23 protein-coding genes are annotated in these 23888 nt (G+C 72.8%); 7 read left to right on the top strand and 16 right to left on the bottom strand.

From position 1 onward, the window contains the following. Window positions 1–152: 152 nt before the first annotated feature. Both AB0I15_RS63605 and AB0I15_RS63600 read left to right on the top strand, forming a co-directional pair. Entirely contained in the window at window positions 153–1328 is a 1176-nt protein-coding gene (locus AB0I15_RS63605) for an amidohydrolase family protein (RefSeq protein ID WP_358119553.1), read from the top strand. Then, on the top strand, window positions 1325–2548 hold the full coding sequence (locus AB0I15_RS63600) for a M20 family metallopeptidase (RefSeq protein ID WP_358119550.1): 1224 nt from the start codon (window positions 1325–1327) through the stop codon (window positions 2546–2548). Before AB0I15_RS63605 ends, AB0I15_RS63600 begins: the two co-directional genes overlap by 4 nt. On the opposite strand, the gene AB0I15_RS63595 is transcribed toward AB0I15_RS63600, so the two are convergent. Then, window positions 2470–3060, bottom strand: a complete 591-nt coding sequence (locus AB0I15_RS63595) for a TetR/AcrR family transcriptional regulator (protein WP_358119547.1) — start codon at window positions 3058–3060, stop codon at window positions 2470–2472. The genes AB0I15_RS63600 and AB0I15_RS63595 overlap by 79 nt on opposite strands. A 110-nt stretch (window positions 3061–3170) precedes the next feature. Between AB0I15_RS63595 and AB0I15_RS63590 the strand changes: the two genes are divergently transcribed. The 3 genes from AB0I15_RS63590 to AB0I15_RS63580 are packed head-to-tail and all read left to right on the top strand — an operon-like array spanning window position 3171 to window position 8986. Beyond that, the gene (locus AB0I15_RS63590; protein ID WP_358119544.1) at window positions 3171–4868 is read left to right on the top strand and encodes an FAD-dependent oxidoreductase; all 1698 of its coding nucleotides are present in this window, start codon (window positions 3171–3173) and stop codon (window positions 4866–4868) included. Continuing rightward, window positions 4859–6175 (top strand): FAD-dependent monooxygenase, encoded by a 1317-nt coding sequence (locus tag AB0I15_RS63585; protein WP_358119542.1) that lies wholly within the window; start codon window positions 4859–4861, stop codon window positions 6173–6175. The genes AB0I15_RS63590 and AB0I15_RS63585 overlap by 10 nt, the downstream gene beginning before the upstream one ends. 33 nt (window positions 6176–6208) lie before the next feature. Beyond that, window positions 6209–8986: a glycoside hydrolase family 2 TIM barrel-domain containing protein gene (locus tag AB0I15_RS63580; RefSeq protein WP_358119538.1), complete on the top strand. Its 2778-nt coding sequence runs from the start codon at window positions 6209–6211 to the stop codon at window positions 8984–8986. 154 nt (window positions 8987–9140) lie between these two features. Here the strand turns inward: AB0I15_RS63580 and tuf are convergent, their stop codons facing one another. From tuf to AB0I15_RS63550, 6 genes are all read right to left on the bottom strand, one after another. Further along, window positions 9141–10313, bottom strand: coding sequence for an elongation factor Tu (gene tuf / locus AB0I15_RS63575; protein WP_358119535.1), 1173 nt, complete (start codon window positions 10311–10313; stop codon window positions 9141–9143). A gap of 306 nt (window positions 10314–10619) precedes the next feature. Next, entirely contained in the window at window positions 10620–11915 is a 1296-nt protein-coding gene (locus AB0I15_RS63570) for a UDP-glucose/GDP-mannose dehydrogenase family protein (RefSeq protein WP_358119532.1), read from the bottom strand. A gap of 122 nt (window positions 11916–12037) precedes the next feature. Beyond that, the gene (locus AB0I15_RS63565; protein WP_358119528.1) at window positions 12038–12658 is read right to left on the bottom strand and encodes a hypothetical protein; all 621 of its coding nucleotides are present in this window, start codon (window positions 12656–12658) and stop codon (window positions 12038–12040) included. 59 nt (window positions 12659–12717) lie between these two features. Further along, window positions 12718–13818, bottom strand: a complete 1101-nt coding sequence (gene menC, locus AB0I15_RS63560) for an o-succinylbenzoate synthase (RefSeq protein WP_358119526.1) — start codon at window positions 13816–13818, stop codon at window positions 12718–12720. Further along, window positions 13815–14579 (bottom strand): GNAT family N-acetyltransferase, encoded by a 765-nt coding sequence (locus AB0I15_RS63555; RefSeq protein ID WP_358119523.1) that lies wholly within the window; start codon window positions 14577–14579, stop codon window positions 13815–13817. Before AB0I15_RS63555 ends, menC begins: the two co-directional genes overlap by 4 nt. A 150-nt stretch (window positions 14580–14729) precedes the next feature. Next, complete coding sequence (locus AB0I15_RS63550) at window positions 14730–15287, bottom strand: acyclic terpene utilization AtuA family protein (protein WP_358119520.1); 558 nt, start codon at window positions 15285–15287, stop codon at window positions 14730–14732. Between the two features lie 62 nt (window positions 15288–15349). Between AB0I15_RS63550 and AB0I15_RS63545 the strand changes: the two genes are divergently transcribed. Further along, entirely contained in the window at window positions 15350–15706 is a 357-nt protein-coding gene (locus AB0I15_RS63545; RefSeq protein WP_358119518.1) for a hypothetical protein, read from the top strand. A 229-nt stretch (window positions 15707–15935) separates the two neighbouring features. Here AB0I15_RS63545 and AB0I15_RS63540 read toward each other — a convergent pair whose 3' ends face one another. Genes AB0I15_RS63540 through AB0I15_RS63510 form a run of 7 tightly spaced genes read right to left on the bottom strand, consistent with a single transcriptional unit; the run spans window position 15936 to window position 22408 of the window. Beyond that, window positions 15936–16973 carry a M24 family metallopeptidase gene (locus tag AB0I15_RS63540; protein ID WP_358119515.1) on the bottom strand — a complete coding sequence of 346 codons (1038 nt, stop codon included), beginning with the start codon at window positions 16971–16973 and terminating at the stop codon, window positions 15936–15938. Next, window positions 16970–17878: an ABC transporter ATP-binding protein gene (locus tag AB0I15_RS63535; protein WP_358119512.1), complete on the bottom strand. Its 909-nt coding sequence runs from the start codon at window positions 17876–17878 to the stop codon at window positions 16970–16972. Before AB0I15_RS63535 ends, AB0I15_RS63540 begins: the two co-directional genes overlap by 4 nt. Further along, window positions 17875–18684, bottom strand: a complete 810-nt coding sequence (locus AB0I15_RS63530; RefSeq protein ID WP_358119510.1) for an ABC transporter ATP-binding protein — start codon at window positions 18682–18684, stop codon at window positions 17875–17877. Before AB0I15_RS63530 ends, AB0I15_RS63535 begins: the two co-directional genes overlap by 4 nt. Continuing rightward, on the bottom strand, window positions 18681–19559 hold the full coding sequence (locus AB0I15_RS63525) for an ABC transporter permease (RefSeq protein WP_358119507.1): 879 nt from the start codon (window positions 19557–19559) through the stop codon (window positions 18681–18683). The genes AB0I15_RS63530 and AB0I15_RS63525 overlap by 4 nt, the downstream gene beginning before the upstream one ends. Further along, the gene (locus tag AB0I15_RS63520) at window positions 19556–20620 is read right to left on the bottom strand and encodes an ABC transporter permease (protein ID WP_358119505.1); all 1065 of its coding nucleotides are present in this window, start codon (window positions 20618–20620) and stop codon (window positions 19556–19558) included. The genes AB0I15_RS63525 and AB0I15_RS63520 overlap by 4 nt, the downstream gene beginning before the upstream one ends. Before the next feature lie 10 nt (window positions 20621–20630). Next, window positions 20631–22214, bottom strand: coding sequence for an ABC transporter substrate-binding protein (locus tag AB0I15_RS63515; RefSeq protein ID WP_358119502.1), 1584 nt, complete (start codon window positions 22212–22214; stop codon window positions 20631–20633). A 26-nt stretch (window positions 22215–22240) separates the two neighbouring features. Beyond that, window positions 22241–22408 carry a hypothetical protein gene (locus tag AB0I15_RS63510; protein ID WP_358119500.1) on the bottom strand — a complete coding sequence of 56 codons (168 nt, stop codon included), beginning with the start codon at window positions 22406–22408 and terminating at the stop codon, window positions 22241–22243. On the opposite strand from AB0I15_RS63510, the gene AB0I15_RS63505 reads away from it, so the two are divergent. Beyond that, window positions 22409–22963, top strand: coding sequence for an Lrp/AsnC family transcriptional regulator (locus tag AB0I15_RS63505; RefSeq protein ID WP_358119497.1), 555 nt, complete (start codon window positions 22409–22411; stop codon window positions 22961–22963). It abuts the gene before it with no gap. Here the strand turns inward: AB0I15_RS63505 and AB0I15_RS63500 are convergent, their stop codons facing one another. After that, entirely contained in the window at window positions 22964–23299 is a 336-nt protein-coding gene (locus tag AB0I15_RS63500) for a hypothetical protein (protein WP_358119494.1), read from the bottom strand. It lies immediately after the preceding gene. A gap of 112 nt (window positions 23300–23411) precedes the next feature. Then, window positions 23412–23888 (bottom strand): helix-turn-helix transcriptional regulator (locus tag AB0I15_RS63495; RefSeq protein WP_358119491.1); only part of this gene is annotated, 477 nt, incomplete at its 5' end.

Raw genomic sequence — 23888 nt, 5'->3', positions numbered from 1 at the left:
GCACCCGTCCCGAGGGCCCCGTGAGACATCTCACGGGGCCCTTTTCGGTGTTCGTCCCGGCGGGTCGCGGGAAGGGGCCCGGGTACGAGATCGTGGGAGGGCCGCCTGACCGGGGCGGCCGATCGCCGGGAACCGACGGGGAGGGGGCGCCGATGTCCATCGAGCTCGATCTCGTGCCCGCCGGGCTCGCCCGCGCCATCGACCTGCTGCCGCTGGTGGATCACCACGTGCACGGCGCGTCCTCTCGCGACCTGACGCGCACGGCGTTCGAGGAGATGATCACCGAGTCCGATCGGCCGGTGCCCGAGTGGATGACCCAGTTCGACTCCCAGCTCGGCTTCGCCATCCTGCGCCACTGCGCGCCCGTGCTCGGGCTCGAGCCCTTCTGCACGCCGGAGGAATATCTCGCCAGGCGGGCCAGGCTCGGCGCCGCCGAGGTCAACCGGCTGCTGCTCGGCGCCAGTGGCGTCGGCCACCTCCTGGTCGAGACCGGCTACCGGGGCGAGGAGATCCTCGGGCCGTCCGGCATGGCGGAGGCGAGCGGCGTGCCCGCCGACGAGGTGGTGCGGCTGGAGAGCGTGGCCGAGCGGGTGGCCGCCGCGGGATGCTCGGCGGGCGCGTTCGCCGGCCGGTTCGCCGAGGCGCTGTGGGAGCGCACGCGCACGGCCCGCGGCCTCAAGACCATCGCCGCCTACCGCCACGGGCTCGACCTCGACCCCGAGCCGCCCACGCGCGAGGAGGTCGCCGAGGCGGCCGGGCGCTGGCTGGCCGGCGGGGGCGGGCGGCTGTCCGACCCCGTGCTGCTGCGCCACCTCATCTGGACCGGCCTCGAACGGGGGCTGCCCCTGCAGTTCCACATCGGCTACGGCGACCCCGACCTCGACCTGCGGCGCTCGGATCCGCTGCTGCTGCGCGGGCTGATCGAGCGGGCCGAGCCCACCGGGGTGCCCCTGTTGCTGCTGCACTGCTACCCCTACCAGCGGCACGCCGGATATCTGGCGCAGGCCTACCCGAACGTGTTCTTCGACGTGGGATTGGGCCTCACCTACACGGGGGCGCGCAGCGTGGCGCTGGTGGCGGAGAGCCTGGAGGTGGCGCCGTTCGCGAAGATCCTCTTCTCGTCGGACGCGTGGGGGCCGGCCGAGCTCCACCACCTGGGGGCGCTGCTGTGGCGCCGGGCGATGGCGCGGGTGCTGGGCGGATTCGTGGCCGAGGAGGAGTGGTCGGCGGCGCAGGCGGTGCGGGTGGCCACCATGGTGGGCGTCCACAACGCGCGGCGCGTCTACGGCCTGGGCCAGGCCGATGAGAAAGGAGCAGACGGTACGTGAGCGTGAACGGCCACCGGATGAGTGTGGAGGCGGAACTACGGGGGGCGCTGCGGCGGGAACTACCCGCCGCCGTGGAGCTGAGACGGGAGCTGCACGCGCTGCCGCAGGTGTCCGGACAGGAGGGCCCGACGCTCGACCGGGTGCTCGGCGCGCTGCCCGCCGGGACGGCGGAGCGGGTGGCGGGCACGGGCGCGGTCGTCCGCGTCGGCGGCCCCGGGCCGGCGGTGGCCGTGCGCGGCGAGCTGGACGCCCTGCCGATCACCGAGCGCACGGGGGTCCCGTGGGCCGCCGTCAACGGCGCCATGCACGCCTGCGGCCATGACGTGCACCTCGCGGCCGTGACGGCCCTGGCCCGCGCCGTGGCCGGCGTCACCCCCGAGCACGAGACGCCACTCGTGGCCGTGCTGCAGCCACGGGAGGAGACCTTCCCCTCCGGCGCCCTCGACGTCGTCGCCTCCGGCGCGCTGGAGCGCCACCACGTGCGCGCCATGATCGGCGCACACGTCCAGCCGGTGCTGCGGGAGGGGGTCGTGGCCTGCACCCCCGGCCCGGTGAACGCCTCGTCCGACGAGTTCAGGGTGAGCGTCCAAGGCGCCGAAGGGCACGCGGCCTACCCCCACCTCACCCGCGATCCGGTGTTCGCCATGGCGCAGGTGATCGTGGCCGCCCAGCAGCTCGCCAGCCGGGCCGCCGACCCGATGGTGCCGACGGTGGTCACGTTCGGGACGGTCAACGCGGGCACCACGCCCAACGCGATCCCCGGCGAGGCCGTGGCCAGGGGCACCCTGCGGACCATGTCGGAGAGCTGGCGCGAGCGGCTGCACCACCGGTTCGCGCAGGTGGTCCAGGACACCGCCAGGGCGTGCGGATGCGTGGCCGAGGTGGAGATCCTGCCCGGCGAGCCGATCCTGGTCAACGACCCGGCGCTGGCCGTACGCGCGGCGGAGCGGCTGCGGGAGCAGGGGTGGACGGTCAACGAGGAGCTGCGCTCGTGCGGGGCCGACGACTTCGCCCGCTACGGTGACGTGGCCCCGTCGCTGATGATGTTCGTGGGCGTCGACACCGCCGCCGGGCTGCACAGCCCCGAGTTCCTGCCCGACGACGCCAGCGTGGGCGCCGTCGCCGAGGCGCTGCTGGCCGGCTATCTGGCCGCGTCGCCGAGCACCAGCGGGATGATGTCCTCCAGCAGCCGCACCAGCGCCTCCTCCAGGAACACGTGAACCTGCCGCCGGGTGAGGCGGCCCCGCCTGAGCCACTCGGCGGAGGTGGCCTCGGCCAGGCCGCTGAAGCCGCGCAGCATGCCGCGCACCTCCGGTCGTGAGCGGGCGACCGGGCCCAGGCCGACCACCTCGATGATGTGGTCGACCATGCGCTCGCGCGCCTGGTCCACGATCCGCTCCAGCTCGGGGTCGCCGCCCGTGCTCATCGCCGCCAGCCATGTCTCCTGGTTGCGCTCGAGCAGCTCCAGCCAGCCGTCCACGCTCTGGCACACCCGGTCACGCACGCCGGCGCCGGCCACGTATTCGGGCACCGGGACGGGCGGCACGCTCAGCATCTCGGCCACGGCGGCCAGGTAGAGCTCGCGTTTCGTGCCGAAATAGTGGTTGAGCAGCCCCCGGCTGACACCGGCGGCGGCGGCGATCTCGGTGCTGGACACCTCGCCGTAGGGGCGCTCGCGGAACAGCGTCCACGCGCGGGCGAGGATCTGGCGGCGGCGGTCGTCCGGGTCCATGCGAGCCACGCCTTTCCACGTTCCCCGCTGGCGGATCGCCAACCGCTATTGGCGAACTGCCAACAACGTGTTACGAATCTCGCAAAACCGCCTCACGTCTTGGAGGAGACATGGGTGAGGGGACACGCAGAGACTTCTTCAAGATCACGGCGGCGCTGGCGACCGCCGGGACGCTCGGAGCCGCCGCCGGGGCGCCGGGCAGGCGGGTGGCCGTGCTCGGCGGGGGCGTGGCCGGGCTCTCCGCGGCCCACGAACTCGTCGAACGCGGCTTCGACGTCACCGTGTACGAACGCAAGGCCCTCGGCGGCAAGGCCCGCAGCATCCAGGCGCCCGGCGGATTACCCGGCGAGCACGGGTTCCGCTTCTTCCCCGGCTTCTACTTCGACCTCACCGACACGATGCGGCGCACCCCGTTCCCCGGCAACGCGCAGGGCTGCTGGGGGAACCTGACGCGGGCGACGTCGTACCTGCTGTCGCGGCAGGGCCGCCCCGACCTGACCGCGCCGTTCCCGTTCCCGCTGCCGCCCAACCCGCGCATCTACTCGCTGACCAGCCTCATCGACACGATCATCTCCGGCCTGCAGAGCGTCTACCGGCTCTCGCTCAACGAGGCCGGCTTCTTCGCCCAGAAGATCGCCGTGTACGCCACCAGCAGCGACGAACGCCGCCTCGGCCAATGGGACCACATCACCTGGGCCGACTACATCCGGTCGGACTGGTTCTCCGACGAGTACAACAAGTTCTTCGCCGACGGCACCATCCGCAACCTGGCCGCCACCAAGTCCAAGGACGCCAGCACCCACTCGATCGGCCTGGTGGGCGAGGCCACCCTCTGGAGCATCCTCGGCCTCGGCAACGAGCCGGGCGGGTCGGTGGACCGGGTCCTCGACGGCACCACCAGCGAGCGGTGGATCGACCCCTGGATCGCGTACCTCGGGACCAGGGGAGTGCGGTTCAACGTCGGCTGGGAGGTGGACGGGCTGGTGCTGCGGGACGGCCGGATCGCGAGCGCCACCGCCGGGCCCGGCCGGACGATCGACGCCGACTGGTTCATCGTCGCCATGCCCTCCGAGCGCGCCGCCCGGCTCGTCACCCCCGCCCTGGCCACCGCCGACCCCAGGCTCGCCGGCATCGCCCGGCTCCGGCAGGACTGGATGAACGGGCTCATGTTCTACCTCAAGCGGGAGGTGCCGCTCACCCCCGGCCACGTCAACTACGTCGACTCGGCCTGGGCCGTCACCTCCATCAGCCAGGCCCAGTTCTGGGACCGCGACCTCACCACCTACGGCGACGGCACCGTCAAGGACTGCCTGTCCACGATCATCTCCGACTGGTTCACCCCGGGCACCTTCAACGGCAGGCAGGCCAAGGACTGCACCCCGCAGGAGATCGCCGAGGAGACCTGGCGGCAGATCAAGGCCCACACCCCGGAGATCACCGACGACCTGCTGCACTCCTGGTTCCTCGACCCCGCCATCGCCAACGGCACCAACGACGAACCCCTGTTCATCCAGCACCCCGGCTCCTGGAACGACCGCCCGGAGTCCAGGACGGCCATCGAGAACCTGTTCCTGGCCGGTGACTGGGTCCGCACCCCGATCAACGTCACCACCATGGAGGGCGCCAACCAGGGCGGCCGCCAGGCGGTCAACGCGCTATTGGACGCGGCCGGGTCCGGCGAGCCGCGCTGCACCGTGCACCAGCTCTACCGCTCACCGCTGTTCGAGCTGGACAAGGCCGAGGACCGGCTGCGGTACCGGCTCGGGCTCCCCAACAAATGGGACATCAGAGACACCCGATGGCCGTGACCGACGCCGTGATCGTCGGGGCCCGCTGCGCGGGGTCGGCCGCCGCCGTCGCGCTGGCCGCCGCCGGGGCCGAGGTGGTCGTGCTCGACTCCGCGCGCTTCCCCTCCCCGACGCTCTCCACGCACCTCATGTGGCCGGGCGGGCTCGCCGAGCTGGCCCGGCTCGGGGCGCTGGAGCGGGTCACGGCGCTCGGCGCGCCCCGGCTGCCGCTCGCCGCCGTCGAGATCCCCGGCGTCCGGGCCGTCGGACGCTACAGCGCGGTGGGCGGCGTCGACTACGCCATGTGCGTGCGGCGCGCCGGGCTCGACCTGGCCCTGGTGGAGACCGCCCGCGCCGCCGGGGCCGAGGTGCGTGAAGGAGCCCGGGTAACCGGGCTGCTCTGGTCGGACGGGCGCGTGGCGGGGGTGGAGGTCGCCGAGCGGGGCGGGCGGGCGTACGAGCTGCGGGCGCCGGTCGTCGTCGGCGCCGACGGGCGCCGCTCCACGGTCGCCGGGCTGGTCGGGGCGGCGGAGCCGTACCTGCGCAGACCGGACGGGCGGGCCTGCTTCTACGCCTACTTCGACGACCACCGCGAGGACCTGCGGCCGGTGGCGGCGCAGTGGCGGCAGGGGGCGGAGCTGGGCACGGCGTTCCCGTGCGACGGCGGGCTCACCCTGGTCCTGCTCATGCCGCCGGACGCCCGCGCCGCCGACTTCCGGCGGCGTCCGGACGAGGAGTTCGACCGGACGATCGGCGACCTGCTGCCGGGTCTGGCGGCCCGGCTGGAGGGGTGCGTCCGGCGGTCGAAGGTGTTCGGGGTCTCGGGGCTGGAGTCGTACTTCAGGGTGTCGGCGGGGCCGGGCTGGGCGCTGGCCGGCGACGCGGGGCACTTCAAGGACCCCGTCACCGCGCAGGGCATCCGCGACGCGCTGCGCTTCGGCCGCCTCCTGGGCGAGGCGCTGGCCACCGGGGGCGACCCCGACCGGGCGACCGCCGCCTGGCAGGAGCGGCGCGACCGCGAGTGCCTGGAGGCGTTCCACTGGACCGAGCGGATCGGCCGCGCCGACCCCGTCGGCCCGCTCGACGTCGAGCTGCACCGCGCCCTGCGCGCCGACCCCGCCCTCATGACCCGCTTCCTGGACGTCTACTCCCGCGTCGTCCGCCCCGGGCAGGCGCTCACCGCGCCGCGGCTGGCCGGCTGGACGGCGCGCGCCCTCCTGCGCCCCGGCACCGACCGGGCCGGACTCCTCCGATACGTGCTCAGGACCGCGCGTGAGCTGCGGGCCGAACGGGTGTCGATCAAGTCCGGACACCGAACTCATCGATGACGAAATCGCCTGGAACCTCTAGGCTCGGGCGCGATGGATCTCGAAACTTTCACTCCCGGTTCGGGGCGACTCGAACCCAGGGCCGCTCTCCGCTCTGACGCGCCCACGCTCGGCCTCAACGGCACGTGGCGCTTCCGCCTCTCGCCCACGGCGAACGTCCCCGACGATTTCGCCCGGCCCGACTACGACGACACCGCCTGGGACGACCTTCCGGTCCCGTCCCACTGGCCGCTGCACGGCCATGGCGCGCCCGCGTACACGAACGTCGCCTTCCCGATCCCCATCGACCCGCCCCGCGTGCCCGACGAGAACCCGACCGGCGACTACCGCCGCGCGTTCGACCTGCCCGAGGGCTGGACGGGCGGGCGGCTGCGGTTCGAGGGCGCCGAGTCGTTCGCCAGGGTCTGGCTCAACGGCCACGAACTGGGCTTCTCGACCGGCAGCCGGCTGCCCGTCGAGTACGACGCCGGGCCCCACCTGCGGCCCGGGCGCAACGTCCTGGCCGTGCGCGTGCACCAGTGGTCGGCCGCCACGTACCTGGAGGACCAGGACATGTGGTGGCTGCCCGGCATCTTCCGCGACGTCACGCTCACCCGCTCCACCGCCGACGTGTTCGTCCGCGCCTCCTACGAGGACGGCCGCGGCACGCTCGGCTTCGAGGGTGATGGCACGCTGAGCGTCCCCGAGCTCGGCGTCGAAGGGCTCCGGCCCGGCGCCGAGGTCACGGTGGACGCCGAACCGTGGACGGCGGAGACCCCGCGCCTGTACGACGCCGTCCTGGCCACCGCCGAGGAGACGGTGAGCCTGCGCGTCGGCTTCCGCACGATCTCCATCGTGGACGGCGTGCTGCTGGCCAACGGCCGCCCGCTGCTGTTCAAGGGCGTCAACCGGCACGAGTTCCACCCCGAGCACGGCCGCACGGTCCCGTACGAGACCATGCGCGAGGACGTGCTGCTCATGAAGCGGCACAACGTCAACGCGGTCAGGACCAGCCACTACCCGCCCCACCCCGACTTCCTGGACCTGTGCGACGAGCTGGGCCTGTGGGTGATCGACGAGTGCGACCTCGAGACGCACGGCTTCGGGGAGGTCGGCTGGCGCGGCAACCCCACCGACGACCCCCGCTACGCCGACGCGCTGCTCGACCGCATGCGCCGCATGGTCGAACGCGACAAGAACCACCCCAGCGTCATCATGTGGTCGCTCGGCAACGAGGCCGGCGTGGGCCGCAACCTGGCCGTCATGGCCGACTGGACGCGCGAGCGCGACCCGTCCAGGCCGCTGCACTACGAGGGCGACCGGTCGTGCGCGCACACCGACGTCTACTCCCGCATGTACGCCTCCCACGCCGAGGTCGAGGCCATCGGCCGGCACGAGGAGGAGCCCCTCGACGACCCCGCCCTGGACGCCCGGCGCAAGTCGATGCCGTTCATGCAGTGCGAGTACGCCCACGCCATGGGCAACGGGCCCGGCGGGCTGGCCGAGTACCAGGCGCTGTTCGAGCGCTACCCCCGGCTGGCCGGCGGGTTCATCTGGGAGTGGATCGACCACGGGCTGGCCCACCCCGAGTACGAGTACGCCTACGGCGGCGACTACGGCGAGCCCGTGCACGACAGCAACTTCGTCATCGACGGGCTGGTCTTCCCCGACCGGACGCCGTCGCCCGGCCTGCACGACCTGAAGAAGGTGTTCGAGCCGGTTCGCTTCGAGTTCGGCGACGGCGTCGTGCGGATCGTCAACCGCCACGGGTTCACCGACCTGTCCCACCTGGAGTTCCACGCCTCGGTGCAGGTGGAGGGCGAGCCGATCGCGGAGCACCGTCTCGACGTGCCCGCGGAGGGCGGCGAGTGCAAGCTGCCCGACACGAGCGGCGGCCGTGGCGGCGAGCGCTGGCTCACCGTACGCGCCGTGCTGGCCGAGGACCAGCCCTGGGCGGCGGCGGGGCACGAGGTGGCCTGGGGCCAGGCGCTGCTCGCGCGGCCGTCGGAGCCGCTGAGCACGCCCGCCCTGGTGACGATCGAGCGCGACGGCGGCGAGCTGACCGCGGGCGACAGCGCGTTCGACGCGGTCACGGGGCGGCTGGTCCGGCTGTTCGGGGTGGAGGTGGAGGGGCCGCGGCTCGACCTGTGGCGGGCCCCCACCGACAACGACCGCTACGGCGGCCTCGAACGCCAGTGGCGCGATCTCGGGCTGCACCGGCTCACGCACCGGGTGGACGACGTCTCGCTCGGCGACGGGCTGACCGTCAGGACCCGGGTCGCGGCGGCGGCGAGCGACCTCGGGATGTGGGCGACGTACCGGTGGACGTACGACGGCGGGCTCCGGCTGGTCCTGGACCTGGAGCCGGACGGGAACTGGCGCGGCCCCATCCCGCGGCTCGGCGTCACGATGACGCTGCCGGGTGACCGGGTCGACCAGGTGACGTGGTTCGGGCCGGGGCCGGGTGAGGTGTACCCGGACACGGGCATGGCCGCCCGCGTCGGCCGCTGGTCGGCCTCGGTCGAGGACCTCCAGACGCCGTACGTGTACCCGCAGGAGAACGGGCACCGCGCCGACGTGCGATGGGCCCGTCTCGGCGGGTTCCGGATCTCGGGGAGCGCGACGTTCGGGCTGACCGCGCGGCGCTGGAGCACCGAGGAGCTCACGGCCGCCCGCCACCGGCCCGACCTGGTGGCGGGCGACCGGGTGCACCTGCACCTGGACCTCGCCCACCAGGGCATCGGCACCGCCACCTGCGGCCCCGGCACCCTGCCCTCCTACGACCTGCTGGCCAGGCGCGCCTCCCTGCGGCTCCGCTTCGACCCGGCCTGACCGACGCTTCGGCCGAGCCTTCGGGCCTTCGGGCTTGAGCGGCGCTCGGGTTGGGCTTTCGGGCCTGAGCGGCGCCTCGGTCGGGCCAGTGCGTGAAAGGGCCGGGTCCCCGGAACGGGACCCGGCCCTTCGTCCGGCCGGCGGGCGGGACGCGTCAGCCGGGCACGGTGAGGATCGTGCCCGCGCCGACCGTCAGGCCGCCCTCGCGGATGGCGAAGCCGAGGCCGGACTCGAGCGCGACCGCCTTGCCCAGCTCGACCGTCACCTCGACCGTCTCACCCGGCCGGGCGGTCTGCCCCTCGGGGAGCGTCAGCTCGCCGGGCACGTCGGTCGTCCGCAGGTAGAACTGCGGCCGGTAACCCGACGCGATCGGCTTGCGCCGCCCGCCCTCCTCCGGCGTGAGGAGGTAGACGCGGGCGGTGAACGAGCGCAGGGCCCGCTGGTGGCCCGGCCAGGCCAGGACCATGCCGCGGCGCACCTGCTCGCGGCGCACCCCGCGCAGCAGCACGGCGGCGTTGTCGCCCGCCTCGCCCCGCTCCATCGTCTTGCCGAACGTCTCCACGCCCGTCACGACGGCGGACAGCCCCTCGCCGAACCCGACCGCCTCGACCGTGTCGCCGACGCGGACCGTGCCCCGCTCGATGGCTCCGGTGACGACCGTGCCGCGGCCGGTGACCGTCAGCACGTTCTCGACCGGCATGAGGAACGGCGCGTCCACGTACCGCACGGGCACGGGGATGTGCTCGTCCACCGCCTGGAGCAGCGCCTCGACCGACGCCGTCCAGACCGGGTCGCCCTCGAGCGCCCGCAGCCCGGACACCCGGACCATCGGGACGCCGTGGTAGCCGTGCTCGGCCAGCAGGTCCTGCAGCTCGAGCTCGACCAGGTCGGTCAGCTCCGGGTCGGCGCCGTCGGCCTTGTTGACGGCCACCACCAGGTGCTCGACGCCCACCCGCTTGGCGAGCAGCACGTGCTCCCTGGTCTGCGGCATGATCCCGTCGTGCGCGGACACGACGAGGATCGCGCCGTCGAGCTGCGCCGCCCCCGTGATCATGTTCTTCACGTAGTCGGCGTGGCCCGGCATGTCGACGTGGGCGTAGTGCCGCGTGGCGGTCTCGTACTCGACGTGCGAGATGTTGATCGTGATGCCCCGCTGCGCCTCCTCGGGCGTGCGGTCGATCCGCTCGAACGGCGTGTACGTGGCCTGCCCGCGCGCGGCCAGCACCTTCGTGATGGCGGCGGTCAGCGTCGTCTTGCCGTGGTCGACGTGGCCCATCGTGCCGATGTTGAGATGCGGCTTGTTGCGTACGTAGGCCTGCTTGGCCATGGTTCCCTTCCCTACGAACCTGGAGAATTCGTGACCCGTCAGGGTCGTCAACCTCCCCCCGCCGGGTCACTTCAGGACTTACGGGAAGAGGTCAGCGCTCCAGGCCGTCGCAGGCACGCCCGAGCGCGCCCGGCATGGCGGGCGTCGCGAGGTGAGCGTGCAGGAACATGATGACCATAGTGCGGGCATCAGCGTCGGACCGCAACGGATTATTCCGCCGGACCCAAAGCCGCCACGGCCGCCCTCACAGCCGTCGCCACACCGGCCGCCACGGCCGCCGTCACAGGGAGCCGTCACAGGGAGCCGCTACGGCCGCCCGACGCTCATGTAGGTGAAGCCGAGCGCGCGCATCCCGGCCGGGTCGAGCAGGTTGCGGCCGTCGAAGATGACCGGCCGGCGCATCGCCGTCACGGCGTGCGCCCAATCCACCTCCTTGAGCTGCGGCCACTCCGTGACCACGATCGCCGCGTCGGCCCCCTGGAGGGCCTCCTCCGGGCTCTCGTGGCGGCTGGTGGAGGTCCACGGCTCGGTGTCGGCCGGGCGGGCCATCGGGTCCCAGCAGCTCACCTCGGCGCCCTCGGCCAGCAGCCGGGCCGCCAGCACCGTGCTGGGCGCCTCGCGCATGTCGTCGGTGCCCGGCTTGAACGTCAGCCCGAGCAGCGCCACCCGCATGCCCGTCAGCGTGCCCAGTTCGTCCTGGAGCTTCTGGACCGCGCGGCGTTTCTGCAGGTTGTTGACCTCGATCACGGCCGACAGGAGCTGCAGGTGGTAGCCGGTGTTGCTGGCGAGCTGCCGCAGCGCCTCGGAGTCCTTCGGGAAGCAGGAGCCGCCCCAGCCGATGCCCGGGCGCAGGAAGTGGGGGCCGAGCCGGTGGTCCAGGCCGACGGCGCGGGCCACCTCCTCGACGTCGGCGCCGGTCTTCTCGCACAGCGTGGCGATCTCGTTGATGAAGCTGATCTTGGTGGCGAGCAGGGCGTTGGAGGCCAGCTTGACCATCTCGGCCGAGCGCACGTCCATCACCACGACCGGGCCCTCGACGCCCTCGTGCAGCTCCGAGATCAGCTCGGCGGTGGCCTCGTCGGCGGCGCCGATGACGACGCGGTCGGGGTGCAGGAAGTCCTCGACCGCGCGGCCCTCGGCGGTGAACTCGGGGTTGGAGGCGTATCCGACGTGCGCCAGGCCCGCCGCGTCGAGCGCCGACCGCACCCGGGCGCCGGTGCCGACCGGCACGGTGGACTTCACCACCACGGCCTTCAGGTGCGCGGCGCCCTCCAGTGACCGCACCACCGACCACAGCCGGGACAGGTCCGCGTCGCCGGACGCCGACGGCGGGGTGTCCACGCACACGTAGACGATCTCGGTGCCCTCCAGGGTCTCCTGGAGGTCCATGGTGAAGGTCAGGCGCTCTTTGTTCCTGGTGAGCATGTCGCCGAGGCCCGGCTCGTAGATCGGGACGTCGCCGGACCGCAGGAGCTCGATCTTGTCCGGGTTGATGTCCCGGATCACCACCCGGTGCCCGAGCTCGGCGAGACAGGCGCCGGTCACCAGACCGATGTACCCGGCACCGAACACGGCGACCTGCCGTACCGGCGTGCGAACCATTGGGGACCATCCATTTCATGCGTGTGGCCCGGGCCGGGGGAGGCCTGAGCGGATAGCGCCGAATCCGGCGGGGGAAAGCCCACCATAACGCGCCCCGCTGGAGGCCCTCGGCGGCGCGGCCCTCAGTAGCCGTCTCCGGTCCCCCGCGAGGCCAGTTCGGCCGCTCGCCGGAGGTCCTTGGGGCGGCCTGTGGCGCGGCGCATCCGGATCAGGTCCTCTCGTGAGACGTAGCGAACCTCCAGGCCGCCGGGGCCGGTCGCGGTGATGGCGTGGTCGAGGCACTCCCGGACGCGAAGGTCGCCCCAGGGCAGCGCCGGGGTGCAGCAGTCGCCGCCCGCTCCGGGGGAGGTGAACTCCACCTTGGGGCGGAGAAAGGAGTCGGGGTGAGTCGCGACGGGGTCGCCGTTCTCGTCGGCCAGCCGGGCGCCGACGGAGGCGAAGGCGGCGGCCAGGGCCGGGGCGTGCGCCGGGACGCCGTCCCAGAGCAGGTCCAGATCGCCGGTCAGCTCAGTGGATCCGTGCATGATGCCGGCGACCTGCCCGATCACCACGGCGTGGACGCCGTGGTGATGGAGGGCTTCGAGCAGCGGGAACGGGTCGAACCCGAGGGCGCCGTCCGTGCCGATCGTGCCGACGTCGTCGTCGGCGTCCTGGTGGCCCAGGCCGGTGCTCGCCCGGCTCAGGGCCAGCTCACGGGTGCGGCGGGCGGCGGCGCGGAGTCGGTCCAGCGGTTCGTCGATCATCCGGTTCATGCAACACCCGGCCGCACGCGCGCGCACCCGAATTTCATCAGGATCGTCCCTCAGAGGGTGATCCACTCCGTCGAGGTCGTCACCTCGTCGAGCACCGACGGGATCGGCTCCACCCCGAGGCCCGGCCCCGCCGGGACGTTGAGGTGCCCGTCCACCAGCTCGAACGGCTCGGTGATGTCGGTCGCGTAGTAGCGGCGCGACCCGGACGTGTCACCGGGCAGCGTGAATCCGGGCAGCGCGGCCAGGGCCACGTTCGCCGCCCGGCCGAGGCCGGTCTCCAGCATGCCGCCGCACCACACCGCGATCCCGTTCGCCCGGCACAGGTCGTGGATGCGGCGCGCCTCCAGATAGCCGCCGATCCGGCCCGGCTTGATGTTGACGATCGAGCACGAGCCGAGCGCGATCGCGGCGGCGGCGTGCTCGGCCGACTCGATCGACTCGTCCAGGCAGATCGGGGTCTCGAGCTGCCTGGCCAGCGTGGCGTGCTGCACGAGGTCGTCGTTGGCCAGCGGCTGCTCGATCAGCAGCAGGTCGAACGCGTCGAGCTTGGCCAGGCGGCGGGCGTCGGTGAGGGAGTAGGCGGCGTTGGCGTCGACCTGGAGCAGCACGTCGTCGCCGAACCGCTCGCGTACGGCCCGCACCGGCTCGATGTCCCAGCCGGGCTCGATCTTCAGCTTGATCCGGACGTAGCCCTCGTCGAGGTAGCCCGCCACCGCGTCCAGGAGTTGCGGGATCGAATCCATGATGCCGACCGACACCCCGCACGGCACGCGGTCCGTGGCCGCGCCCAGGAAACGGCCGAACGACTCGCCGCTCGCCCGCAGCCGCGCGTCCAGCACCGCCGTCTCCAGCGCCGCCTTGGCCATGCGGTGGCCCTTGATCGGCTCCAGGGCGCGGCCCACGTCGTGCACGTCGAGGTTCTTCGGCAGCGCGGGCAGCAGGAAGCGGCGGATCACCTCGGCGGCGCCGTCGACGTACTCGGAGGAGTAGAGCGGCTCGGCCATCGCCACGCACTCGCCCCAGCCCTCCGCGTCCGGCGTCACGACCCTGACCAGCAGGACGTCGCGGGAGGTCTCGGTGCCGAACGAGGTGCGGAACGGCGCCACCAGCGGCATCGCGATCCGCCGCAGCTCAACTCCAGTGATCTTCACGTCTTCTCCACGATGTAGTAGGACTTGCCGCAGAACCCTGTGACCCGGTGGCCCCGCGCCATCAGGCCCCCCAGGACGTCGCGGACGGCCAGCCGCCACGCCTTGGCCGTTCCCGGGTCCGTGCGGCGCAACCCCTCGATGTCGGGCGGCACCGCGACCAGCACCGTCCCGGCGTCCGCCGCGCCGGGCGCCGGCCGCCCGCCCTCGTCGGCCAGCGCCACCACCGCCCCGCCGGGCACCGGCGTGACGTACGGCTCCCGCCGCGCCAGCGCCACCACGTGCGGGTCGGTCAGGGACCACTCGGCCAGGACCCGGTCGGACTCGTCGCCCGTGTTGACCGCGTCCTCCATGGCGCCGTAGAAGCGCGGCAGGTATTCGCGCGGCCGAGCGCCCAGCTTGGCCAGGTTGAAGTGGGCGTTGCGGCGCACGAGAGGATCGTAGGTCCAGGTGATGCGCTCCAGCCCGCGCTCCAGGGCCCAGCGGCGCTGGTGCTGCTTGACCTCGAACCCGATGCCGCGGCCCGCCGTCGCGCCGGTCACGTGGGAGTGCAGCGCGTTGCCGGCGGCGAGGAAGCCGACCGAGCCGCCGGTCAGGCGATCGCCGTCGAAGGCCCCGGCCACGTAGCCGCCCGCGTGCGACAGCGCCCGCATCAGCTCCATCGTGATGGGCGGGTCGCCGGAGCCGAACCCCCAGATGCCGTCGAACAGCGCGTAGACGCGCTCGAACTCCGCCATGTCGCGGAGCTCCCTGACCTCGATCAACGTGCCACCCTTTCTTGATGGACCCCCCAAGGGCGACCGTATGCCATCGGCGGGCGGCCCCGATTCGTACAGGACCACCAAGAGAAGAGGGTTTTTCGTACGCATGACTCAGCCGGCGGGAGGCAGGACAGGAGGGGTTCAGCGGACGGCTCAGCGGGCGGCGGCGCTCAGGGCGATGCCGATCCGGCTGGGGGCCTCCTGGCTCAGCCGGACCGACTCCAGCGGCACCGTGACCTCGGGCGTGCGGTAACGGCCGCCGGAGAAGTGGGCGGCCAGGCACGCGCGCACCGCCGCCGTCGTCACGTCACCGTCGAGTGAGCTGCGGCCGTCGGGCCAGATCTCCACCGAGCACGGCCCCGGCTGGGCGGCCAGCGCCAGCCCCGCCACGGTCGCGCCCGCCAGCGCGCCGCGATCCCGCCTCGTCCACCCGTAGTGCCAGATGCCCGCCGCCACCACCGGCGCCGCCGGGCAGCAGCCGGGCGCGGTGAACACCACGTCGGCCCCGTCGAACAGCAACTCGGCGATCTCCTCGGCGCCTCGCGCCACCAGCGTGGCGACGCGCAGCCCGTCAAGGTCCGGGATCGGCCGGCCGTCGATGCCGTAGATGAGCTTGATGCCCGTTCTGGGCTGTCCAGGGCCGCTGTCGCGCCAGCCGCAGGCGACGACGTCGACCGACTCGGCAGACCTCCACGTGCCGATGCGCAGCATGTTCGTTGACTACCCTTTGGCGTGAACCGTCACACACCGTCACGGCCCTTAAGGTTCTCCGGGTGGAAGAAGAGATCGCAACTGTGCTCGGCGGCATAGACGCCGTCATGGAGCCGCTCACCCACAACCCCCTGAACGCCGTGACCGGCGGCATCCGGCGGGTGCGCAGGGGCGCGCGTTCGGCCGTGCTCAAGGTGCTGACCAGGCGGAAGGAGGCACCCGACGGGTGGCGGCACTCCGAGGACCCGCGCCACCGGACCTACTGGCGCACGGCGGCCGACCTGTACGCCGACGGCCTGCCGGGGGTGTGGGCGGGTACCGGGCTGCGCGCGCCGGAGCTGCTGCTCCTGGCCGAGCGCGACGATGGAGACCTGGCCTTGTGGACCGAAGACGTGGCCGGGCGGCAAGGCACGTCCTGAGCCGGTCGTTCCTGCGGGACTACTCGGGGTCGAAGCCGGTGCCGTACGAGCCGGCCGAGGACGACGCGACAGTGGCGGCGAGAGCGTCCTGGTGGACTGGGCCTTCACCGGCGACGGGGCGCTCGGGGAGGACGTCGGCCACCACATCCCCGACAGCGTCTTCGACCCGTTCCTGCCCGCCGCGCTCTGAGACGGGCCGGGGATCGGCGCGGCCGGCCGGGTCAGGAGGTCAGCGGTCGAGGACGAGGAGAGGGTGCGGGCAGGAGCCCAGCAGCGCCGGGCCGTCGTCCGTGCAGGCCACCACGTCCGCCACCCGGGCCCCGAACAGATCCGGCACGTAGATGGCCGGCTCCAGGCAGAACGTCATCCCGGCCGTCAGCACGGTGTCCTCGCCCGGCCGTGGCCCCTCGTCGGGCCCGAGCCCCACCCCGCGGCCGACGTGGGCGGCGCCGAAGCGCCCGTACCCGCTGCCGTCGATCACCTCGCCTACCGCCCTGGACACCTCCGTCACCGGTACGCCGGGCCGCATCGCCGACAGGCCCGCCCGGTGCGCCGCCAGCACCACCGAGTACATGGCCTCGAAGTCCTCCGGCGGCTCGGCCACCACGAAGACCCTGGCCACCTCCGCGCAGTAGCCGCCCCACCGCCCGCACACCGACACCAGCAGCGCGTCACCCGGATTGATCACCCGCTCCCCGGGGGCGGGCGCGGGCCTGGCCGTGTGCTCGCCCGCCGCCACCCGCAGCGCCACCACCTCCTCGCACCCCGACTCCACCAGCAGCAGCCGCAGCCGGTGGGCCATGGCCCGCTCGGTCGCCCCGAACCAGGCCAGCTCCTGCGCCTGCCCCAGCACCCGCTCGGCGGCGGCGACCGCGCGCCCGATGGCCGCCACCTCGTGCGGCTCCTTGCGCAGCCGCAGCGGCGCCAACACGGAGGAGGCGGGCACGAGCTCGGCCTCGATCGCCAGACCGAACAGCTCCCGGACCCGCATCTCCGGATCCACCCCGACCCGCCGCGCCCCCTCGGGCACCACCCCGGCCGGATCGGCGGTCTCGGCCACCGTCTCGCGCGTCACCACCAGGAACGCGCCCTCGCCCCCGCCCAGGAACCGGTAGTCGGGCGAGGGCCGCAGCACGAGCGCGTCCACCCCGGCCCCCGCCATCGCCTCCCGTACGGCCGCCACCCGCCAGGGCCCCGCTCCGGACGTGTTCACACCCGCCGTGTCCTCCCGCACCGCGCCGGCTCCCGTCTCTCCCTCCGGCGTCACTTGGGCTCGTGCAGCCAGCAGGCGACCGGCCCGAAGTCCGGCTCCTTCTCGCGGCACACGTCCATCACCATCGGGCAACGCGGGTTGAACCGGCAGCCACCCGGCGGATTCGCCGGATCCGGCACGTCACCCGGCAACTCCGCCGGCAGCACCCCCAGACCGTCCGGCGCGGGGATGGCCCCCAGCAGCGCCTTCGTGTACGGATGCCGCGGATCCGCCCACACCTCCGCCGTGGCGCCCACTTCGACGATCTTGCCCAGGTACATGACCGCGATCCGGTCCGCGATCAGTCGTACCACTGACAGGTCATGGCTGATGAACAGCAGCCCCGCCCCCGACTCCACGGCCAGGTCCCGCATCAGCCGGGCCACCTGCGCCTGCGCCGACGCGTCCAGCGCCGAGATGGGCTCGTCCCCGATCAGCAGCCGTGGCCGCGCCGCCAGCGCCCTGGCGATGGCGACGCGCTGCCGCTGCCCGCCCGAGAACTCGTGCGGATGCCGCCCCGCGAAGTCCCGGGGCAGCCCCACCCGCTCCAGCAGGTCGGCGGGGGAGGTCGCGGTGTCGCGCACGGTGCGCAGCCCGTCGGCGATCTGGTCGCCCACCCGCCGCCGCGGGTTCAGCGACGCGTACGGATCCTGGAACACCATCTGGATCCCGGTCAGTTTCCTGCGCCGCAACCCGAGTGGCGTGACGGGCTGCCCCTCGAACGCGATGGAGCCCTCGGTGACCGGGTTCAGGCCGCAGACCGCGCGGGCCAGCGTCGACTTGCCGCACCCCGACTCGCCGACCAGCCCCACGACCTCGCCCGGGTTGACCGCCAGGCTGGCCCCCGCCACCGCCCGCACCACGGGGCGCCCGGGGGAGCGGTGCTCGACGACCAGGTCGTCAATGGTCAGCAGGCTCATCGGCCGTTCTCCTCAGTAGGGGCGCCGGGCCGGGCGGACGGCTGGGCGTCCGGCAGGGACTCCAGCAGCGAGCGGGTGTAGGCGTGCGCCGGCTCCCGCAGCACCCGGCCGCGCGGCCCCGACTCGACCACCAGGCCGTCCTTCATCACGCTCACCTCGTCCGCGACCGCCGACATGACCCCCAGATCGTGCGTGACCAGCAGCACGGCCAGCCCCAGCTCGTCGCAGAGCCCGCGCAGCAGTCGCAGCACGCCCGCCTGCACCGTCACGTCCAGCGCGGTCGTCGGCTCGTCGGCGATGAGCACCTTCGGCGAGCAGGCCAGCGCGATGGCGATCGCGATCCGCTGCCGCATCCCGCCGGAGAACTGGTGCGGGAACCGCCCGTACGCCTCCCCGGGGCCCGGGATGCGCACCTTGCCGAGCAGCTCCACCGCCCTGGCCCGGGCCTCGGCCCTGCCCAGCCGCAGGTGGTGCCGCATGTGCTCGGTGAGCTGCTTGCCGACGGTCAGCATCGGGTGCAGGCTCGTCGCCGGGTCCTGGAAGACCATGGCGACCTCGCCGCCGCGTACCCGGTTCAGCTCCCTGGGCGGCAGCGTCAGCAGCTCGCGCTCGCCGAGCCGGATCGAGCCCGAGACCCGCGAGCCGTGGGGCAGCAGCCCCAGCGCGGCCAGCCCGGTCATCGTCTTGCCCGACCCGCTCTCCCCGGCCAGCCCGTGCACCGTGCCCGCCTCGAGCCGCAGGTCGACGCCGCGCAGGATCTCCTTCTCGCCGATCGTGACCTTGAGCCCGGTGATGTCCAGCGTCACAGCGCACGCTCCTTGATCGCGCGAGCGGTACGGGGATCGAGCGCGTCCCGCAGGGTGTCACCGAGGAAGTTGAACGCCAGCACCACGGTGAGGATCGCCAGCCCCGGGAACGTCGCCACCCACCAGCTGTCGAACACCTCCACGCCCGAGGCCACCATCGCCCCCCATTCGGGAGAGGGCGGCTTGGCGCCCAGCCCCAGGAACGACAGGCCGGACAGCAGCAGCAGCGCGGTGCCGATGTCCAGGGTGGCCAGCACCAGGATGGGGCCGGTCACGTTCGGGAGCACGTCCACCCGCAGCGAGCGCCACACCGAGAAGCCCAGCAGCCGCCCGCTCAGCACGAACTCCCGCTCCCGCACGCCCAGCACCAGCCCGCGCGTCACCCGCGCGTAGGCGGGCCAGGCCACGACCAGCACGGCCAGCACCGCGTTGCCCAGGCTCGCGCCCAGCGCCGCGGCCACCACCATGGCCAGGATCACCGTCGGGAACGCGAACACCAGGTCCGCCAGCCGCATGATCGTCTCGTCGGCCCACCGGCCGAAGTACCCGGCGATCGCGCCGAGCAGGCCGCCGATCAGCACCGACAGCGCCACCAGTAGCAGCGTCAGCGGGATCGACACGCGCGCGCCGTACATGACGCGGCTCAGGATGTCGCGGCCGAGCTGGTCGGTGCCGAACCAGTGCCCGGGGCCGGGAGGCGCCAGGCGCGGCAGCTCCTGGGCCAGGGGGTCGTGCGGCGCCAGCACGGGGGCGGCCAGCGCGATGACGACCCAGGCCACCGCCAGCACGCCGCCCACGACGGCCAGGGGCTGCCGCCACGCCTCGGGCAGCCGCCGCACGAGGCCCTTGCGGGCCAGGGGGTCGCGGCGTCTCATTGCAGCCTCACTCGGGGATCGATGACGCCGTACAGGACGTCCACGATCAGGTTGATGACGAGGTAGACGATGCCCACGACCAGGCCGACGCCCATGACGGCGGGCAGGTCGAGGGTGGTGGCGCTCTTGTAGGCGTACTGGCCGATGCCGGGCCAGGCGAAGATGGCCTCGACCAGCACGGTGCCGGACAGCAGGCTGCCGAACGCCAGGCCGGCCACGGTGATGATGGGCACCAGGGCCGAGCGCAGGACGTACCGGAAGAGGATCGTGCGTCCCGGCAGGCCCTTGGCCCTGGCGGCGCGGACGTAGTCCTGCCCCAGCACCTCCAGCACCGCCGAGCGGGTGAACCGGGTGAGCAGCCCGATCGTGTAGAGCGCCAGCACCAGGGCGGGCGTGATCAGGTGGCCGACGGCCGAGGAGAAGATGTCCCACCGGCCGGCCAGCAGCGCGTCCACCGTCTGCAGCCCGGTCACGGCCGGGGCCGAGCCGAGCGCCGCGTCGACCCGGCCGCTGCCCGGGGTGATCTGCAGCCGGTAGAAGAACACGTAGAAGGCGACCAGCGCCAGCCAGAACGTCGGCACCGAGATGCCGATCAGGCTCAGCACGCGCAGCGCGTGGTCGGCCAGCCGGTCCCGGCGCAGGGCGGCCACGACCCCGAACGCCACGCCCAGCACGAGCGAGACCAGGATGGCCGCCCCGGCCAGCTCCAGCGTGGCCGGGACGAACTCCGCCAGGTCCTGGCTGACCGGGCGGTGGCTCTGCTGGCTGGTGCCCAGGTCGCCGCCGACCAGCCCCTGAAGGTGGATCAGGTACTGCTGCCAGAGCGGCTTGTCCAGCCCGTGCTCGGCCCGCCACTGCGCCACGATGGCCGGGTCGCCGAGCGCCCGCTGGCCGAGGTTGGCGGCCACGGGATCCCCCGGTACGAGGTTCGTCAGCACGAACGTCACCAGGGTGATCCCCCAGGCCATCAGCACGGCCAGCAGCACGCGCCGGACGAGGAAGCGCACCAGGGGATGCGCCCCCCGCCGCCCGCGCGCCGGCGGCGCGGAGGTGTCGGACACCTGCGGACTCCTACTTCGCGCCGAGGTCGGCGACGTCGACCGTCCAGACCGGGTGGTACTCGAGCCCGGTCACCGACCCGGCCGTCACGATGTTCTGGCTCGGCTGGATCAGCGGGATGAACGGCCCCGAGGCGTTGAGCTTCGTCTGGACGTCCACGTAGGCCGCCTTGCGCTGCTCGTCGCCGATCGTCGCGGCGGCCTTCTCGCCGGCCGCCTCGAGCTCCTTGGCCGCCCCTTCCTTCCAGCCGGCCCGCAGGCCGACCGTCTTGCCCGGCAGGAAGGCCAGGTAGTCGCTCGGGTCAGGGTAGTCGGGGCCCCAGTACCACAGGCCCATCTCCTCCTTGCCGTTGCGGTAGTTGTCCAGCGCCGTGGTGACCGGCGCGGGCTGCAGGTCCACCGTGATGCCGACCTCCTTGAGGTTGGCCTGGACGCGCTCGGCCAGCGGCTGGAACGACAGGCCGTTGACGGTCAGTTCACTCGGGTACTCCAGCTTGACCGTCGGGTTGGACAGCCCGCTGGCGGCCAGGGCCGCCTTGGCGCCCTCGACGTCCCGCTTGGCGCCCTGGTCGGCCGGCAGCGCGCCGAGGAGCTGCGACGGGATGACGCCCGGCGCCTGCGTCGAGCCCTCGCCGGCCAGCTCCAGCAGCCCCGTGTAGTCCACGCCCTTGCGCACCGCCTCGACGAACTTGGCGTTCGGGGTGGTCTCGCTGATCGCGGAGTCCTGGTTGGCCAGCAGGAAGATGACGTTCGCGGAGGCGGTCTTCTTGACCTGCAGGGTCGCGGGCATGCCGGTGACCTGGTCACCCGACAGGTTGAGCGCCACCTGGCTGTCTCCGCGCGAGACGTTCAGCTTCTGCGTGGCCGCCTCGACGTTGCGGATGACGACCTTGTCGTAGGCGGGCTTGGTGCCGTAGTACTTCGGGTTCGCCTTGAGCGTGACCTGGCTGCTCACGTTGAACGACTCGATCACGTACGGGCCGGAGCCGGCGGAGGAGGCGTTCAGGTACTGCTCGGCCTTGTCCTGCGCGTCCGTGGTGGCGCCGTTCTGCTTGGCGACCTTGCTGTTGAGGATGCCGAGCGCCGGGTTGGGCAGGATGTACGGCAGCGCCGGGTTGGCCGTCTTCGACGTCAGCGTGATCGTCGAGTCGTCGGTCTTGGCCACCTCGACGCCGTCCAGCAGGAACGACGGCGTCCCCTTCATGTCGCGCACCCGCGTGAGCGAGAACACGACGTCGTCGGCCGTCACCGGCGAGCCGTCGGCGAAGGTGGCGCCCTGCTTGAGCTTGAGCGTCAGGGTCTTGCCGTCCTCGGCGAGCTCGTACGACTCGGCCAGGGCCGGCACCGGCTTGGTCACGTCGGCACCGTCGAACGTCAGCAGCGTCTCGTAGACCGCCTTGCCCACGATGAGGCCCGTGGGCTCGTAGGTACGGCCGGGGTCGGCCGTCTTGAGGTCGAAGGACGTGTCGATGACGAGGGTCTTGCCCCCCGCGGCCCCGGAAGCTCCGGGGGCCGGGGAGGTGCCGCCGCTTCCGCAGGCGGCGAGGGCGAGTGCACCGGCGAGCAGCACAGCCGCCGTCTGCGAGCGGGTCGCCATGTTGGTCCTCCAAAATTGGACGTTCGTCAGAAGGATGTCGAGGATTGTGCGGCAGAACGTCCAGGTCCTGTGCGGTCGCTGAGACGTATATAAAGGTCGTTGAGGTAATGATGAGTGAAATTTCCAGAAATGGTGTCGGCGGCGGCGGTCAGCCTGGACGGATCGGTATCGGTCTCGAGCTCGACGACATCCACATGAAGATCCTCGAGATCCTGCGCGAGAACGGCAGGATCTCGGTCGCGGCGCTGGCCGAGCGGGTGGGCATCTCCCGGGCGAACGCCTACACCCGCTTCGAGGCGCTGCGCGCGGACGGCGCGATCAAACGCTTCACCGCCGAGATCGACCACGTCAGGGCGGGGCTCGGCATCACGGCGCTGATCTTCGTGACCGTGCGCCAGCAGATGTGGAAGCAGTTCAGGGCCGAGCTGGCCAGGATGCCGGAGGTCGAGTACTGCGCGATCACCACCGGCCAGCACGACGCCATGATCCAGGTACGCGTGTCCGACGTGGCCGAGGTGCACACCATGGTGACCGACCGGCTGGCGAACATTCCCGCGGTCAAGGCCACCGAGACGGTGTTCATCCTGGACGAAGTGCTCCGGCGGCCGTACGTGCTGCCGAGCGACCGTGACCGCGGCCGTCCGTCCCGCCGGCCCGCCCAGGAGGCGCAGGGCGGCGACGTGCCGCTCGGCAAGATGCGCTTCGTCGGCGCCGCCGAGGGCAGGGCCGCCCTGCGGAAGGACGACTGATCAGGCCACTTCCGTGCACACGCTCACGTGCGGCGTGTCATCGCCCTCGAACGTGAACTCCTCGACCAGGCGCAGCAGCCCGCCGTCCCCGGTCTCGATGCGGCTGCTGCTCCGCCCGCCGGCCTTGCCCCCGGCCTTCAGCGCGTGCGCGTACGAGATCGCCACCACGTCGTCGTCCCGCGTCCCGACGAAGCGGCCGAGGGTCACGGTGTCGCCCGTGTACTCGCCCCACACCACCCCGTCCGCCTCCCAGTACAGGAACTCCGTGGGGTTGTCCTGGTTCACCGTGCTCGCGGTCGAGCTCACCATCACGAATTTACGGCCGTTGAGATTCACGCCCTCCATGGTCCCTAGATTTCCGAAATATCAGCAAACCGGTTGGACATATGGTGAGGGCCCGGTGTCAACGGCCGGCATTCCGTCCAGCCGGACCCCGTACGACGGCGGCTCAGCCCATCAGTTTGGTCGTCAGCGCCACCCGCGAGCTCACCCCGAGCTTGGCGTAGGCGTTGCCCAGGTGGTACTCGATGGTCTTCACGCTCAGCACCAGCTCCCTGGCCACCTGCCGGTTCGTCATCCCGGTCGCCACCAGCCGCGCCACCGCCTGCTCCTGTGGCGTCAGCCGCAGCAGCGGCGAGGCCCCGCCTTCGGCGCGCGGCAGCCCGCACGCGCTCAGCTCCCGCTCACACCGGTCCACGTACGGGGCCGCCCCCAGCCGGGCGAACAGCACCAGCCCCAGCTCGAGCTGTGACTGCGCCTGACGGCGCCGCCCCAGCCGGCGCAGGAACCTCCCGTACCCCAGTCGCAGCCGCGCCTCGTCGAACGGCAGCCCCGCCGCGCCCGCGTGCGCCAGCCCGGTGGTGAACGCGCCGTCGGCCGGGCCGTGCTCGTGCCGGGCCGCGTGCAGGCCGCCCCGGCAGCGGGC

The sequence above is a fragment of the Nonomuraea sp. NPDC050643 genome, from assembly GCF_040654715.1.
Taxonomy (GTDB): domain Bacteria; phylum Actinomycetota; class Actinomycetes; order Streptosporangiales; family Streptosporangiaceae; genus Nonomuraea.
The sequence above is the reverse complement of the archived record's forward strand: the minus strand, read 5'-3'. Positions and strand labels throughout refer to the sequence as shown.